Here is a 13,431-nt window from a genome sequence, read left to right as displayed (position 1 = left end):
GTAGCGCAATGTCTCATGCAAATCGGAACGAGCGGTTCGCTGAGCCGAGTCCTCTGTTCAAACTGTCGGAGAAATTCACCGTGTCCATAACAGCCAAGCGAAGCCTCACTGCGATCCTGCTGATGACTTCGGTTCTGACAGCAACGCCTTCCATGGCCGAAACGATTTTCGGTGCGATGTCGAAGGCCTATCAGAACAATTCGACGCTGAATGCGAACCGCGCCGGCGTCCGGGTGACGGACGAGAACGTGGCGATTGCCAAATCCGGTTACCGCCCGCGCGTGACCGGCCAGGTCTCGGTCAATACCGAGCGCAGCAAAATTGATGGCCAAAGGGCAGGAACAAAAAGCTCCTCCACCGAAGGTGTTGAGGTTGACCAGATGCTGTTCGACGGTTTCCAGACCAGGAACAACGTTGCGGCGGCAGAGACCGGCGTGCTTGCGGCCCGCGAAAACTTGCGCGGCAGTGAGCAGACCATTCTGGCGACGACCGTGCAGGCCTATATGGATGTCTACCTCAACCGCCAGATTGTTGCCCTGCGCGAAAAGAACCTGGCATTCCTCAACGAGCAGGTGCGCTCCAACCGTGCACGGTTCGATGTGGGCGAGGGCACCCGCACCGATGTTGCCCAGGCAGAAGCATCGCAGGCGACAGCGGTCAACGACCGCAATACCGCCCGTGCCAATGTGAAGATTGCCGAAGCCACCTACGTCCAGACCGTCGGGGCCACTCCAGGGTCTCTGACTGCGGCGGCAACCGCCAAATCCTTGCCTAAATCGCTTAATCAGGCCTATTCCATCGCCGATGCCAATCATCCGCTGATCGGGGCTGCGAAACTCAACACCGATGTTGCCGGGTATCAGGTCAAGGTGAACGAGGGTGTACTGCTGCCGCAGGCCGGCGCCACGGGAACGCTCAGCCGGACGGATTTTTTCCAGGGCGGATCGGCGACCTCACCCAACAATTCCGCGGCATCGGCCAAACTGAACGTGACGATTCCGATCTATGGGGCCGGTCGAACAGCGGCAACAGTGCGCCAGTCGAAGGAAAATCTCGGCCAGCGGCGCATCGAGGTGGATGTGTCGAAAGACAGCGTCCGTCAGGCCGTTGCCGCCGCGTGGTCAAGACTGGATGCCGCCAGAGCCTCCATTGTGGCGCAGAGGAGCGTTGTGGCCGCAGCCCAGCTTGCGCTCAATGGCGTGATCGAGGAGCGCAAGGTCGGTCAGCGCACAACCCTCGACGTCTTGAATGCTCAGGCCGATGTTATCACGGGTCAGCTCGCGCTGGTGCAGGCAGAGCATGACAGCGTCGTCAGCAGCTATCAGGTTCTTTCCGCCATGGGCCGCCTGACGGCAAAGCAGGTTGGCCTGCAGGTTGCCGAATACAAGCCGGAAGAGCATTTTGACGCCGTGAAGGACAAATGGGGCGGTACAAAAACCCCCGACGGCCGCTGAACAGGTCCTTTGAGTATTACAGTTCCGGAGCGCCCTGGCAGGGGCGTTCCGGATTTTGTTTTACGGGATGCGGTTCACACGCAGGATATCAGAACCCGAGGAGACATCCATGCAGGCAGCGAGTGTTCCGTTTTCTCTGGTGGGCATCGATCATGTGGTCTTTCTCGTCGATGACATGCCGTCCGCGCTGAAATTCTACTACGAGGTTCTCGGCTGCCGGCCTGGCTATATCTATCCGGCGCTCGGGATGGAGCAGGTCTGGTGCGGGTCGGCGCTGATCGTCCTGTGGGACATTACCCACCCCGGCGCCGCCAGTGCTGTTCCGCCGGTGTCGGGCGGGCGCAACGTCGATCATGTCTGCATCGCAACCGGGCCGTTCGATCATGATGCGCTGCGCGCCCATCTCGATGCCCATGGGGTCGAGATCGAGCGGGAGGCGATGCATGGCGGCGCCCGCGGTATGGGGCACTTGTTTTACATCCGCGATCCCTTCGGCAACAAGATCGAGATCAAGGGACCGGCGGTCTATCCGGACGGACGAGGCTAAATCAGCTCTTCTGCAGAGCGAGATGCACACCGAGCCCCACCAGGATCGTTCCGCCGGCGCGCTGCATCAGCCGCTGGGCATGGCTTGAGCGCTTCAGGCGCGTGACCACGGCTCCCGCCAGGATCACGCAGGCCAGGTCGGCGGAAGAGAACATCAGATTGACCATGGTTCCGAGCAGCACGAACTGCAGCCAGACCGGAAACGCCGCCGAAGTGTCGATGAACTGCGGCAGGAACGCCATGAAGAAAATCGCCGTCTTCGGGTTGAGAACCTCGACGCTGATGCTTTCAAGAAAGGCCCGGCGGGCGGATTTCTGCTCCACGCCCGGCATGGTGACGTCGCCATTGACCTTGGCACGAAACAGCGAAATGCCGAGCCAGACCAGATAGGCCGCGCCGCAGAACTTGACCGCGAGATAGAGCATCGGCACGGCATGGAACAGCACCGACAATCCGGCCGCCGCAGCAAACACATGCACATAGCCGCCGAGATGAATGCCGAATGCCGCCATCAGCCCGGACCAGCGGCCGCGCGCAATGGTTTGCGCCGCCGCGTACAGCATGGCGGGACCGGGAATATAGGCAAAGATCGCCGTGGTGATGAAAAAAGCGATCAAAAGTTCGGTGGATGGCATGTGCGGCTCCGGACGTGGGTCCCAAGGGAATGGAACTGGAATTATAGACAAAAAGTGTCCGGGCGGAAGCGGCATTCGGTTTTGGCCGTGAGGCGGCGTCAACATCCGGCAGACATCTTCGAAATGCGATTGACTTCATCTCCATATAGAGATAATTTCTCATATATGGAAAATAACTCGATTGATACCGCTGCTATGGATCAACGCATCGCCAAGCGCCTCAAAGGATTGCGGGCGGAACGCGAGTGGTCGCTGGATGAGCTTGCCCGCCGCAGCATGGTGAGCCGTGCGACGCTGTCCCGGCTCGAAAATGCCGAGGTCAGTCCCACCGCCCAGGTGCTCGGCAAGCTGTGCTCCACCTATGGCCTCACGATGTCGCGGCTGATGCATATGGTCGAGGATGAGTTCGCGCCGCTGATCAGCCGCGATGCGCAAGCCGTGTGGATTGATCCGAGTGTCGGCTTCAAGCGCCGTTCCGTATCGCCGCCGGCGCAAACCCTGGCGGGCGAGATGCTGGAATGCGAACTCGATCCCGGTGTCCGCATTTCCTATGACAACCCGCCACGCCCGGGTCTCGAACATCATTTGCTGCTGATCGAAGGCCAGCTTGAGGTGGCCGTCGATGGTCAGACCCATGCTCTCAATCCCGGCGACTGCCTGCGCTATCAGCTGTTCGGGCCCAGCGCCTTTGCCACATCCGAACATTCCGGTGCACGCTATGTGCTTTTCATGCTGTGAGGCTCCATTGACCAACGATACTGCTGTTTTTGATGCCGATGACATCGAGGCCCATGTGCAGGCGCTCGGCGCGCTCCTGCATGCCTGTGTGCATGGCGGTGCCAGCATCGGCTTTGTCTTGCCGTTCTCGCAAGCGGACGGGGAGGCGTTCTGGATGATGAGCGTGCTTCCAGCGGTCCGGCAAGGCAAACGATTGTTGCTCGTGGTCCGTAAGGATGGAAAGATCGCGGGAACCGGCCAGCTTGATTACGATACGCCGCCCAATCAGCCGCACCGGGCCGAAATCCGCAAGGTGATGGTGCATCCAGATTTCCGCCGCCAGGGAATCGCCAAGGCGTTGATGGTCGCGCTGGAAAGCGCGGCGCACCGGTTGGGGCGGGGTTTGATCACCCTCGACACGCGGACCGGCGACAACGCGGAACCGCTTTACCTCAGCCTGGGTTATCAGATTGCCGGGATTATTCCGGACTACTGCCGTGATCCGTTCAAGGATCATCTCGACGCCACCACCATCATGTTCAAGGCCATCTCGGCCTAATCCTCTGCCGTCTCGAACACCGGAAGCACGCCGAGAATATTGGCCGAGCGCCGGATGATTTCTGCAGCCATCGGCGCTGCGTTGAGGCCGGCGCCGGCGGCGACCTGCCCGTCGACAGGCTTGGGTTCATCGATGATTGTCAGCACGACATAGCGCGGGTTCTCGATGGGGTAGGCGGCGATGAAGGTGTTGAAGCGCACGTCCTTGGAATAGCGTCCGTTGATGACTTTTTCGGCGGTTCCGGTTTTGCCGCCCACACGATATCCGGGAACTTGCGTCCGGCTGGCGGAGCCGCCCGTGCCCTTCTGGGCATTGAGCCGGTAGAGATAGCGCAGATCATCGCTGGTCTTCTTGCTGACCACCCGCTTGGCCATGGTCCGCGCTTCTTCAACGCCGCGCGGCAGGAATGTCGGCGCGATCAGCATGCCGCCGTTGAGCAGGGCTGCGGCACCGACTGCGGTCTGCAGCGGCGTGGTGGCCATGCCATGACCGAAGGAAATCGTGATCGAGTGAACCTTCTTCCAGACTTTCGGCTCTGTCGGCCGCGCCACCTCGGGCAATTCCGTCTGGATCCGGTCGAGCAGGCCAAGCCGGACCAGGAATTCGCGATGCCCTTCGATGCCGACCACATCCGCTTCCTTGGCTGAACCGATATTCGAGGAAAACAGGAATACTTCCGGCAAAGTCAGCACGCGGCGTTTGCCGTGGAAATCGTGGATGGTCTGGCGGCCGATGGTGATGGGGCGGGTGGCGTCGAAGGTGCTGTTGAGATCCACCTTGCCGGAATCGAGCGCCATGGCCGTGGTGAAGGTCTTGATGGTCGAGCCCATCTCGTAGACACCGGCCGACATGCGGTTGAGCCGGTCCTTCTCCAGCGCGTTGAACGGATTGTTCGGATCAAAATCTGGCACCGAACCCATCGCCAGAACTTCGCCGGTATCGGCGTCGAGCACCACGGCGCCCGCTGCAATGGCGCGGTAGCGTTCGACCGCATTGACCAGCACGTCGCGCACCACGTGCTGGACTCTGAGGTCAATGGAGAGCTTCACCGGTGCGAGCTTGCGCGCATGGGCAAGGCCGACATCGCGCAGGTCGGACAGACCCTGCGAGTCGATATATTTCTCCATGCCGGCAATACCCTGATTGTCGACATTGACCAGGCCGAGAATATGCGCCGCCGTCGGGCCACCGGGGTAGAAGCGGGATTTCTCCGTGCGAAAGCCGATCCCGGGTATGCCCAGTGCCATGATCTGGCTCTTGTGCTTCGGCGTCAGGCCGCGCTTGAGCCAGGCAAAGCCGGCCTTGCCCTTCAGGCGGGCGTAGGTTTGCTCGAAATTGAGATCGGGCAGGACGGTGGCAAGCAGTTCGAACGCCTCGTCCGGATCGATGATCTTGCGCGGTTCGGCATAGAGCGAGACGGTGTTGATATCGGTCGCCAGCACCGCACCATTGCGGTCGAGAATGTCCGGACGCGAGGCCAGAATGGAGCCCGTCGGTCCGTTGAAATCCACCGGATCGTCCTTCATGCCGTAAAAGACCAGCCGCCCGCTGATAATGCAGAAAATCCCGATGAAACAGGCCATGATGATCAGGATACGGTTTTGGGCGCGGGCGCTGCGTGGGGTCATTATCTCATTGTGAAACTGTGGATTGGGGCTGATCGCGCAAAGGTAGCATCGTTTGATCAGCTGCAATTCTCACGATTTCCGGAATGTCTTGTTAACCTGAACAAATGCTTAATATCGGTTTTTAGCGTGGATAACTCCGGGAAAATGCCGGTCACCTCTGGTCAAAATCCGGATGTGGCCGTTGCGCGAAACGGACCTTGCACACATTTTCCGCGAAGGCGGCAGGAGGTCCGGATGAAAAAATTCATGCCTGCGCGTCGACCCGAAGGTATTGTAAATTTTACTTATAAATTTGAAATATTTTACAAGTAAAACTGGTATACATATTGTTTTTTGTTTTCATAAAACGACACTTGCTTGTCACATGTCCTTACATATACTCCGCCATCACAGGCTTTTTGGGAGATCATTTCGATGGCAAAAATAGTGGGTGGTGGCACAAGCGACGTTCTGCACGGGACAGATGAGAACGACAATCTCTGGGGTCTTGGCGGCAATGATATTCTCGACGGCGGCGCGGGCAATGACTTTCTCTATGGCGGGGCTGGAAACGACATCCTGACCAGTTCGAGCGGTTTTGACCAGCTTGAAGGCGGTGATGGAGACGACCGGCTGGTGTTCAACGGCGTTGGCGGCGCAGCGCGCGGCGGCGCGGGTATCGACACCCTTGCGGTCGATCTTTCCCACTCTGCCGAACCGGTCACGTTCAACGGTTCCAGCGGCCACCTCTTTTTCGGGGATGCGACGGTTCCGGCCAATCATCTCTATTTCATCGACCTGGAGCGGCTTGAGCTGACGACAGGCGCTGGCAATGACAAGATCATTGCGACGAATTTTTCCCATATCGATGTCAACGCCGGCGCAGGTGACGACCGCGTCGAAGGCGGCGACGGCAATGACCGCATATTTGGCGGTGATGGCAATGACACGCTGTTCGGCGGCGGCGGCAATGATGAGATGCATGGCGATGCCGGCAACGATTACATCGACGGCGGCAATGGCGATGACAGCATCTGGGGCGGTGATGGCAAGGATGTTCTCTTCGGCGGCCGGGGCAATGATTACCTCGATGGCGGTGCCGGCAACGATACGCTGAATGGCGGCGACGGCAATGACACGCTGCTGGGCGGCGCGGGTGACGACATCCTCAAGGGCGGATCTGGCAACGATTTCCTGGATGGCGGTACCGGCACGGACCATCTCTTCGGTGGCGCGGGCGCGGATACATTCATATTCGATGCCAAAACCCTTGGCGGTGTCGACCACATCGCGGATTTCAATGTGGTGGAGGGTGACGTTATCAATCTTCGCGATTTCACCGCGGGCAGCACCGGCATTCACGATTTCGACAGTTTTCTCGCCGCGTCGCACGACACGGCTGACGGCGTCTATGTCAGCTTTGACGGCGATTCCAGCGGCATTCTGATCGAGCATGTGTCCCTTGCCGATCTCTCGCCGGATGACGTTGTTTTTTCTTGAGATTGCGCAAACACGTGGATGAGCTTTGAAGCAGGCGCATGCGCTCACGTGCCTGCTTCTCTCTGAAGATCAGCGCTGCATGGCATAAGCCGGCAGATGGCTCACGTCCGTGCTGGTTTCATCAAAGCAGAAACCGACCAAGCCGGCGATCATCCGGCTGTCCGGGTGGTCATCGGATGTTGCCATCGGTGCTCGCAGGCTGTTCCCGATCGTTTCCAGTGTCAGTTTTTCACTTGCATGTGATTTGGCAATACGGATGACGGACGCCGTCACCATGGTATCGACCGCCTGCGGTGTGTCGCCCAGGCCATCGATAGAGGCCTGCACGGTAGCAGCCAGTCCTTTCGCAGCGGCGATGAGCAGGTCCGGTATCTGCCGCAACCCGCTATAATCGACAAGCGGCGGCTCCATCGACGCCATCAGAATATCGCTGGGCAAGGCAGGCCGCTCGCCGGGTTTCGGCATGTCGTCGGGCAGCACCGCCGGTACGAGGGTGTCGAACGGCCATGCGCGTTTCAGTTCCGCCACCGTCATATCGGCGATGTTCACATCGATGTCGCGGTTCGTGCCATTGGGCCGGTAGGGGCAGCGCGTCTTGCTGCAATTGTTCTGCGAGGCAAATTGCCAGAGCGCATAGTCCTGCCAGTTGCCTTTCGGAAAATGCGGGGCGATATCGGCCTCATATCGCGCATACCAGAGCGGCAGGCGCGACAGGATCGGCAGTGCCAGCCGGTGATCGGCAATATATTTGGCCGTGGTGCCATTGGTGTAGAGCACGGGATAGCGGCCGGTGCGCAGTTTGATCTGTGCGACGAATATCTCGCCGTCCGCCAGCGACATGAACCGGGCGGGATCATTGTCCTCGATATCGATGGCCATCAACTCGTCACTGGTTGGCTCGGCATAATCGATGAAATGGTTTGCCTGTTCTATCGGGTTGCCGGGACGGGCCAGGTGGTAGGAGCCCCATTTCAGGCCGAGGGCTTTGGCCAGAACGCGCCGTGTCTGGTAGAGCTCGCGCGACACCGCATAGTTGCGCCAGATGCGGCGGCATATTTCCTGATCCTTCGCATCGGCGATGCGTCCGCAATGATAGGCGGCAGGCAAGCCATCGGATGCCTTGTGAATGAAGGCGGCAATGCGCGGATCCCTGACGATTTCCGGGAGATTGAATGAATTGTGCTCATAGCCGTCGAGAACGATGGCGCGCTGCTGGTTGGACCAGGGGGTCTGGAACTGGGAGTCCGCACGGGAAGGGGCGCTGGACATCAACGCGGTGACAAGGGCAGCAAGGGCGAAAACCTGCGCTCGGAATGTCAAATGCCTGTCCCTTCACACCTCGTGGTCTGCTGCTTCCGATACAAGCGCCCATGATCGCTGGTTCATGGTTAAAATGCCGTAAAGCACAAGGGTTGATCGGCGAGAACGCCTGTCGGAGTCGCGGGATCATGTGTCTGCAGTGCCGAACAGACCGCGCCGCAGAAAGGTCAACGGGCAGGTTTTCTTACGTTTACGTAAAAATCCACTTGCCTTGCCAGGCTGGGGGCGGCAATGTCTATCCGCAACGACGCAGCATCACTGGATGAGGAGACTTGTGATCAATGTACCGGGCGCCCGTCGAGGAAATCGCACACACACTGAAGAAAATTGCCGGTCTGGATGAGGCCATCGCCGCCGGGCGTTTTGCCGACCTCTCCGACGATCTGGTCGATGCCATCCTGGAAGAGGCGGGTAAGTTCGCGTCCACGCGCGTTGCGCCGCTCCTGGAGGTTGGTGACAAGTATGGAACACCGCTGAAAGATGCCGAAGTCACCATGCCGCCCGGCTGGAAAGATGTTTACAGCGACTGGATCGGCGGCGGCTGGAATGCCCTGACCGGCAAGGAAGAGTTCGGCGGACAGGGTCTGCCGATGATGCTCGCGGTGGCGGCGCTGGAAATGTGGAATTCCGGCTCCATGGCTTTCGGCATCGGACCGACATTGACGCTCGGGGCCATCGAGGCGCTTGAAGCGCACGCGACCAATGATCTGAAACATACCTATCTGCCAAAGCTCGTCTCCGGCGAGTGGATGGGAACCATGAACCTCACCGAACCGCAGGCCGGTTCCGACGTGGGAGCATTGCGCTCGCGGGCCGAGCGGGCCGATGACGGCACGTACCGCATTTTCGGTCAGAAGATTTTCATCACCTATGGCGAGCATGACCTTACGGACAATATCATCCATCTGGTTCTGGCGCGCCTGCCCGATGCGCCTGCGGGAACCAAGGGGATATCGCTGTTTCTGGTGCCGAAATTCCTGGTGAATGCCGATGGTTCGCTCGGCGCCCGCAATGATGTGTTCTGCAGCGGCGTCGAGCACAAGATGGGCATTCACGGCTCGCCCACCTGCACGATGATCTATGGCGATGGTTTTGCCAAGGACGCGGAGCCGGGCGCCATCGGCTGGCTTATCGGCGAAGAAAACCGCGGTCTGGCCTGCATGTTCACCATGATGAACAATGCAAGGCTGGCCGTGGGCATCCAGGGGGTTGCGGTGGCGGAGGCCGCTTATCAGAAATCACTTGGCTATGCGCAGGAGCGCCGCCAGATGCGCGCGCCGGGCTGGACCGGCGAAGGCATGAGCCCGATCATCGAGCATCCCGACGTGCAGCGCAATCTCCTGACCATGAAGGGCCTGACCGGCGCGGCCCGCTCCATCGCCTATGCCTGCGCCCACGCGTTGGATATGGCGCGGACCGGCGCGGATGACGACAAAAGGCACTGGGCGGATCGCGCCAACCTGCTGACGCCGGTCGCCAAGGCGTTTTCCACCGATGTGGGTGTGGATGTCGCGTCCATCGGCATCCAGATCCATGGCGGCATGGGCTTCATCGAAGAGACTGGCGCCGCGCAGTTTTTGCGCGATGCCCGCATTGCCCCGATCTATGAGGGAACCAACGGCATTCAGGCCATCGATCTCGTCCAGCGCAAGCTGCCGCTCGATGGCGGCAACCACGTCAAGACCTATATCGCCGAGCTCCGCACGGTGGCCGAAGCCGTTTCGCTGAGCAACAGTGCCGGTTTCGGCAACACGGCGGAGCGCCTGCAGGCCGGTCTTGACGATCTGGAGGCAACGACGCTCTGGCTGCAGCAGACCCTTGCCGGCGGTGACATCAGCAATGCGCTTGCCGGAGCGACGCCCTATCTGCGCCTCTTCGGCCTCGCTGCCGGTGCAACCTATCTCGCCAAGGGTGCGCTGGGTGGCGACAATACCGGCCGGACGGCTCTTGCGCGATTCTTCGCCGAAAATCTTCTCAACGAAACGTCGGCGCTGAAAGATCGCGTCATCAACGGTGCGCCGAGCCTGCTCGGTGCCCGTGCCGCATTGCAATAGGAAAACTTCATGTCAGATCATATCGTCATCGAGCGCCACGGCGCCGTCCAGACCATCCGGATGAACCGCCCGGACAAGAAGAATGCCCTGACACGGGCCATGTATGCGGCCATGACCGCAGCGCTGGTGGAAGGCGATGCGAATCCGGATATCCGCACCCATGTATTCCTGGGGGTGCCGGGCTCCTTCTCCTCCGGCAATGATCTGCAGGATTTCATGGCCTTTGCCACCTCGGGTACGATGGGCACCGAAGTTTTCGACTTCCTGATAGCGCTGGCCAATGGCAGGAAACCGATTGTCGCGGGTGTGGATGGGCTTGCCATCGGCATCGGCTCGACGCTCAATTTCCATTGCGACTTGACCTTTGCCACGCCGCAATCCCTGTTCAAGACGCCTTTCGTCGATCTGGGTCTTGTACCCGAAGCGGGTTCGAGCCTGCTCGGACCTGCCCTGATGGGCCGTCAGCAGGCCTTTGCCTTCCTGGCGATGGGTGCCGGGTTGAACGCGGCCGAAGCGAAGGACGCCGGTCTTGTCTACCGGATCGTCGAGGCGGACCAGTTGGAAAGCACTGTTCTGGCCGTGGCGACGGAAATTGCCGCCAAGCCGCCGGAAGCCATGCAGATCTCGCGCGATCTCCTGCGCATGCCGCGCGCTGAAACGGTCGAGCGCATCAAACTGGAGGCCGGGCATTTTGCGGAACGGCTCCAGTCCGAAGAAGCACGGGGCGCCCTGATGGCCTTCCTGACGCGCAAGAAGGGCTGAAGAGCCCTATGGGTACAAGCGGGTTTTGCCCCAGTCGCCATCCGGCGTCGCGCGGCTGAAAACCACGCGGTCGTGCAGGCGGAAAGGCCGGTCATGCCAGAATTCAATGGATGTCGGGCGAATGCGGAAGCCCGACCAGTGGGCGGGCCGGGGTATCTCGCCGATGGCATAGCGGGCAGTGTATTCCGCGACGGCTTTTTCCAGGGCAAAACGGCTTTCCAGCGGCCGCGATTGCTTGGAAGCCCAGGCGCCGATACGGCTGCCGCGCGGGCGGGTGGCGTAGTAGGCATCGGCTTCCACATCGCTGACAATTTCCACGGGACCGCGCACACGCACTTGACGGCGCAGCGTTTTCCAATGAAAACACATGGCGGCTTTCATTGAGCCCAGTATTTCCTGACCTTTCTGACTTTCAAAATTTGTATAAAAAACAAAGCCTTGCTCGTCAAAACCTTTAAGAAGAACCATGCGGACATCCGGCAGGCCATCACTATCCACCGTTGCAAGAGCAACAGCATTCGGGTCATTCGGCTCGGATTTGGTTGCATCTTTGAGCCATTCGTCGAAGAGCGCGAAGGGTTCGGTTTTTTCTGTGAAGTCACCGGTTGTTAACTTCATTTCACCCATAGTCATAGCTGGTTGACCTTGTTAAAGAGAGATATGCGTTTGGCATTGGCAATACCAGATATCAAGAACCTTGGGGCGAAAATTCCGGTGCGGACTGCGCCGTTTGCCGCTGTTTTTGTGCTCTGTCTTCTCTCCGGCTGTGCCATGAAAAGCTTCAGCGTCGAGAACGCGGTCCCGGACAAGGCGACGGTGACGGGTTCGGTTGCTCCGGCGCCGCAGGTGGACGCCAAGGGTGCCGCCGACCAGTCGACGGTCCGCAATATCGTGTCCGCGCTGAACTTTACCCAATGGGGCAACAAGCCGCTGCCATGGTCCAATCCGGAGACAGGCAGTCAGGGCACGATCACGGCAATCGCCGAGAAAAAGACCGAGACAGGGCTCTGCCGTGAATTCCAGACATCGCGCGAATCTTTTGACGGCGTCATGCTCTACAAGGGTGAGACCTGCATGCAGGACGGCGGACAATGGACGCTGAAATCCTTCGCGCCGATTTGATTCTCTGCAACTGAATGATATTTTCGATGGAACCGGGCAGCGATTGCAGATTTCTTGACAGAAAGTCTGGAATTTCTTCCTATTGATGCGCATATAACGGGCAAATCCCCAACGCACCCCGTTTATGCCAGTGGAACGAATGTGACATTCGCATCCCATTGTACATGACGAGGAATATGCGAATGTCACATTCGTTCCACTAGGAAGGGCACACACATGCGCGATCCTTATACCGTGCTGGGCGTCGCCAAGACGGCGAAGCCTGAAGAAATCAAGTCGGCGTTTCGCAAGCTCGCCAAGAAATATCATCCTGACCAGAACCAGGATGACCCGAAGGCGCAGGCAAATTTCTCCGAGATCAACCAGGCCTATGAGATCATCGGCGACAAGGAACGTCGCGGCCAGTTTGATCGGGGCGAGATCGACGCCGAGGGCAAGCAGCGGGCGCCGCAGGGTTTCGAAGGGTTTTCCGGCGGCGGCGATCCCTTTGCCGGTTTTGGCGGTGCACGCGGTGCGCGGTCCGGCGGATTCGACTACCGCAGCACGGCCGGTTTTGGTGCTGAAGATATTCTAAGCAGCCTCTTCGGCGAGGGCGCCGGCGCTTTCGGCGGCGGACAGCGCCGCGCAGGCCCGCGCAAGGGCACGGACCTCCAGGCCACCATCGACGTGACGCTTGAGCAGGCTGTCGGTGCCGAGAAGGTTGAAGCGGTTTTTCCAAATGGTAAAAGGCTGGCGATCAAGCTGCCTGCGCAGGTTGAAAATGGTCAAACGATTCGCCTGAAGGGTCAGGGCGAGGCCATTCCCGGCGGAACACCCGGCGATGCGCTGGTCACGATACGTTTCAGGCCGCACCCGAAATTCAAGGTGGAAGACCACGACCTGCATCTCGACCTGCCGGTGTCGTTGCGCGATGCGGCACTCGGTTCCCGGCAGGAAGTCGAGACCCTGAATGGCCGTGTGGCGGTGAAAATAGCGCCATGGACCAGTTCTGACCGGGTTTTGCGCCTGAAAGGCAAGGGTTTGCCGAAAAAGCCGGATGGTCACGGCGATCTCTTTGTTCATGTTCGCGTCATGTTGCCCGAGCATGGTGATGCGGCATTGGAAGCATTTCTGCGCGATTCGAGTCTCTGAAAATCAACGGTTCCCGAAAATCCT

12 protein-coding genes and 1 pseudogene are annotated in these 13,431 nt (G+C 59.5%); 9 read left to right on the top strand and 4 right to left on the bottom strand.

What is annotated here, in order from left to right; genetic code table 11:
- Positions 1-122 precede the first annotated feature (122 nt).
- Complete coding sequence (locus tag J1W56_RS02385) at positions 123-1,454, top strand: TolC family outer membrane protein (RefSeq protein ID WP_223612382.1); 1,332 nt, start codon at positions 123-125, stop codon at positions 1,452-1,454.
- A gap of 109 nt (positions 1,455-1,563) precedes the next feature.
- Complete coding sequence (locus tag J1W56_RS02380) at positions 1,564-2,001, top strand: VOC family protein (protein WP_223611564.1); 438 nt, start codon at positions 1,564-1,566, stop codon at positions 1,999-2,001.
- A gap of 1 nt (position 2,002) precedes the next feature.
- Here J1W56_RS02380 and J1W56_RS02375 read toward each other — a convergent pair whose 3' ends face one another.
- Positions 2,003-2,635, bottom strand: a complete 633-nt coding sequence (locus J1W56_RS02375; protein ID WP_223611563.1) for a LysE family translocator — start codon at positions 2,633-2,635, stop codon at positions 2,003-2,005.
- A gap of 195 nt (positions 2,636-2,830) precedes the next feature.
- On the opposite strand from J1W56_RS02375, the gene J1W56_RS02370 reads away from it, so the two are divergent.
- Complete coding sequence (locus J1W56_RS02370; protein ID WP_223611562.1) at positions 2,831-3,373, top strand: helix-turn-helix domain-containing protein; 543 nt, start codon at positions 2,831-2,833, stop codon at positions 3,371-3,373.
- A gap of 7 nt (positions 3,374-3,380) precedes the next feature.
- On the top strand, positions 3,381-3,911 hold the full coding sequence (locus tag J1W56_RS02365) for a GNAT family N-acetyltransferase (protein ID WP_223611561.1): 531 nt from the start codon (positions 3,381-3,383) through the stop codon (positions 3,909-3,911).
- On the opposite strand, the pseudogene J1W56_RS02360 reads toward J1W56_RS02365, so the two are convergent.
- Positions 3,908-5,521, bottom strand: a pseudogene (locus J1W56_RS02360) (peptidoglycan D,D-transpeptidase FtsI family protein); the annotation flags it as partial. The gene J1W56_RS02365 and the pseudogene J1W56_RS02360 sit on opposite strands and share 4 nt — an antisense overlap.
- Positions 5,522-5,953: 432 nt before the next feature.
- On the opposite strand from J1W56_RS02360, the gene J1W56_RS02355 reads away from it, so the two are divergent.
- On the top strand, positions 5,954-7,018 hold the full coding sequence (locus tag J1W56_RS02355; protein WP_223611560.1) for a calcium-binding protein: 1,065 nt from the start codon (positions 5,954-5,956) through the stop codon (positions 7,016-7,018).
- Positions 7,019-7,087: 69 nt separating this feature from the next.
- On the opposite strand, the gene J1W56_RS02350 is transcribed toward J1W56_RS02355, so the two are convergent.
- Positions 7,088-8,338 (bottom strand): glycoside hydrolase family 25 protein, encoded by a 1,251-nt coding sequence (locus tag J1W56_RS02350; RefSeq protein ID WP_223611559.1) that lies wholly within the window; start codon positions 8,336-8,338, stop codon positions 7,088-7,090.
- Positions 8,339-8,619: 281 nt separating this feature from the next.
- Here J1W56_RS02350 and J1W56_RS02345 point away from each other — a divergent pair, with 281 nt between their 5' ends.
- Complete coding sequence (locus J1W56_RS02345; protein WP_223611558.1) at positions 8,620-10,392, top strand: acyl-CoA dehydrogenase family protein; 1,773 nt, start codon at positions 8,620-8,622, stop codon at positions 10,390-10,392.
- 9 nt (positions 10,393-10,401) lie between these two features.
- Positions 10,402-11,154 carry a crotonase/enoyl-CoA hydratase family protein gene (locus J1W56_RS02340; protein ID WP_223611557.1) on the top strand — a complete coding sequence of 251 codons (753 nt, stop codon included), beginning with the start codon at positions 10,402-10,404 and terminating at the stop codon, positions 11,152-11,154.
- A 6-nt stretch (positions 11,155-11,160) separates the two neighbouring features.
- Here J1W56_RS02340 and pdxH read toward each other — a convergent pair whose 3' ends face one another.
- On the bottom strand, positions 11,161-11,781 hold the full coding sequence (gene pdxH, locus J1W56_RS02335; RefSeq protein ID WP_223612381.1) for a pyridoxamine 5'-phosphate oxidase: 621 nt from the start codon (positions 11,779-11,781) through the stop codon (positions 11,161-11,163).
- Positions 11,782-11,925: 144 nt separating this feature from the next.
- Here pdxH and J1W56_RS02330 point away from each other — a divergent pair, with 144 nt between their 5' ends.
- Entirely contained in the window at positions 11,926-12,276 is a 351-nt protein-coding gene (locus J1W56_RS02330) for an RT0821/Lpp0805 family surface protein (protein WP_223611556.1), read from the top strand.
- A gap of 216 nt (positions 12,277-12,492) precedes the next feature.
- Positions 12,493-13,407: a DnaJ C-terminal domain-containing protein gene (locus tag J1W56_RS02325; RefSeq protein WP_223611555.1), complete on the top strand. Its 915-nt coding sequence runs from the start codon at positions 12,493-12,495 to the stop codon at positions 13,405-13,407.
- The last annotated feature ends 24 nt before the right edge of the window (positions 13,408-13,431 follow it).

The organism is Phyllobacterium calauticae (assembly GCF_019991125.1).
Lineage (GTDB): Bacteria > Pseudomonadota > Alphaproteobacteria > Rhizobiales > Rhizobiaceae > Phyllobacterium > Phyllobacterium calauticae.
The sequence above is the reverse complement of the archived record's forward strand: the minus strand, read 5'-3'. Positions and strand labels throughout refer to the sequence as shown.

Coding starts and splice junctions, on each gene's coding strand:
- pdxH (WP_223612381.1), bottom strand. CDS start 11,781: ATGGGTGAAATGAAGTTAACAACCGGTGACTTCACAGAAAAAACCGAA.
- J1W56_RS02345 (WP_223611558.1), top strand. CDS start 8,620: ATGTACCGGGCGCCCGTCGAGGAAATCGCACACACACTGAAGAAAATT.
- J1W56_RS02355 (WP_223611560.1), top strand. CDS start 5,954: ATGGCAAAAATAGTGGGTGGTGGCACAAGCGACGTTCTGCACGGGACA.
- J1W56_RS02380 (WP_223611564.1), top strand. CDS start 1,564: ATGCAGGCAGCGAGTGTTCCGTTTTCTCTGGTGGGCATCGATCATGTG.
- J1W56_RS02325 (WP_223611555.1), top strand. CDS start 12,493: ATGCGCGATCCTTATACCGTGCTGGGCGTCGCCAAGACGGCGAAGCCT.
- J1W56_RS02340 (WP_223611557.1), top strand. CDS start 10,402: ATGTCAGATCATATCGTCATCGAGCGCCACGGCGCCGTCCAGACCATC.
- J1W56_RS02375 (WP_223611563.1), bottom strand. CDS start 2,635: ATGCCATCCACCGAACTTTTGATCGCTTTTTTCATCACCACGGCGATC.
- J1W56_RS02330 (WP_223611556.1), top strand. CDS start 11,926: ATGAAAAGCTTCAGCGTCGAGAACGCGGTCCCGGACAAGGCGACGGTG.
- J1W56_RS02385 (WP_223612382.1), top strand. CDS start 123: ATGACTTCGGTTCTGACAGCAACGCCTTCCATGGCCGAAACGATTTTC.
- J1W56_RS02370 (WP_223611562.1), top strand. CDS start 2,831: ATGGATCAACGCATCGCCAAGCGCCTCAAAGGATTGCGGGCGGAACGC.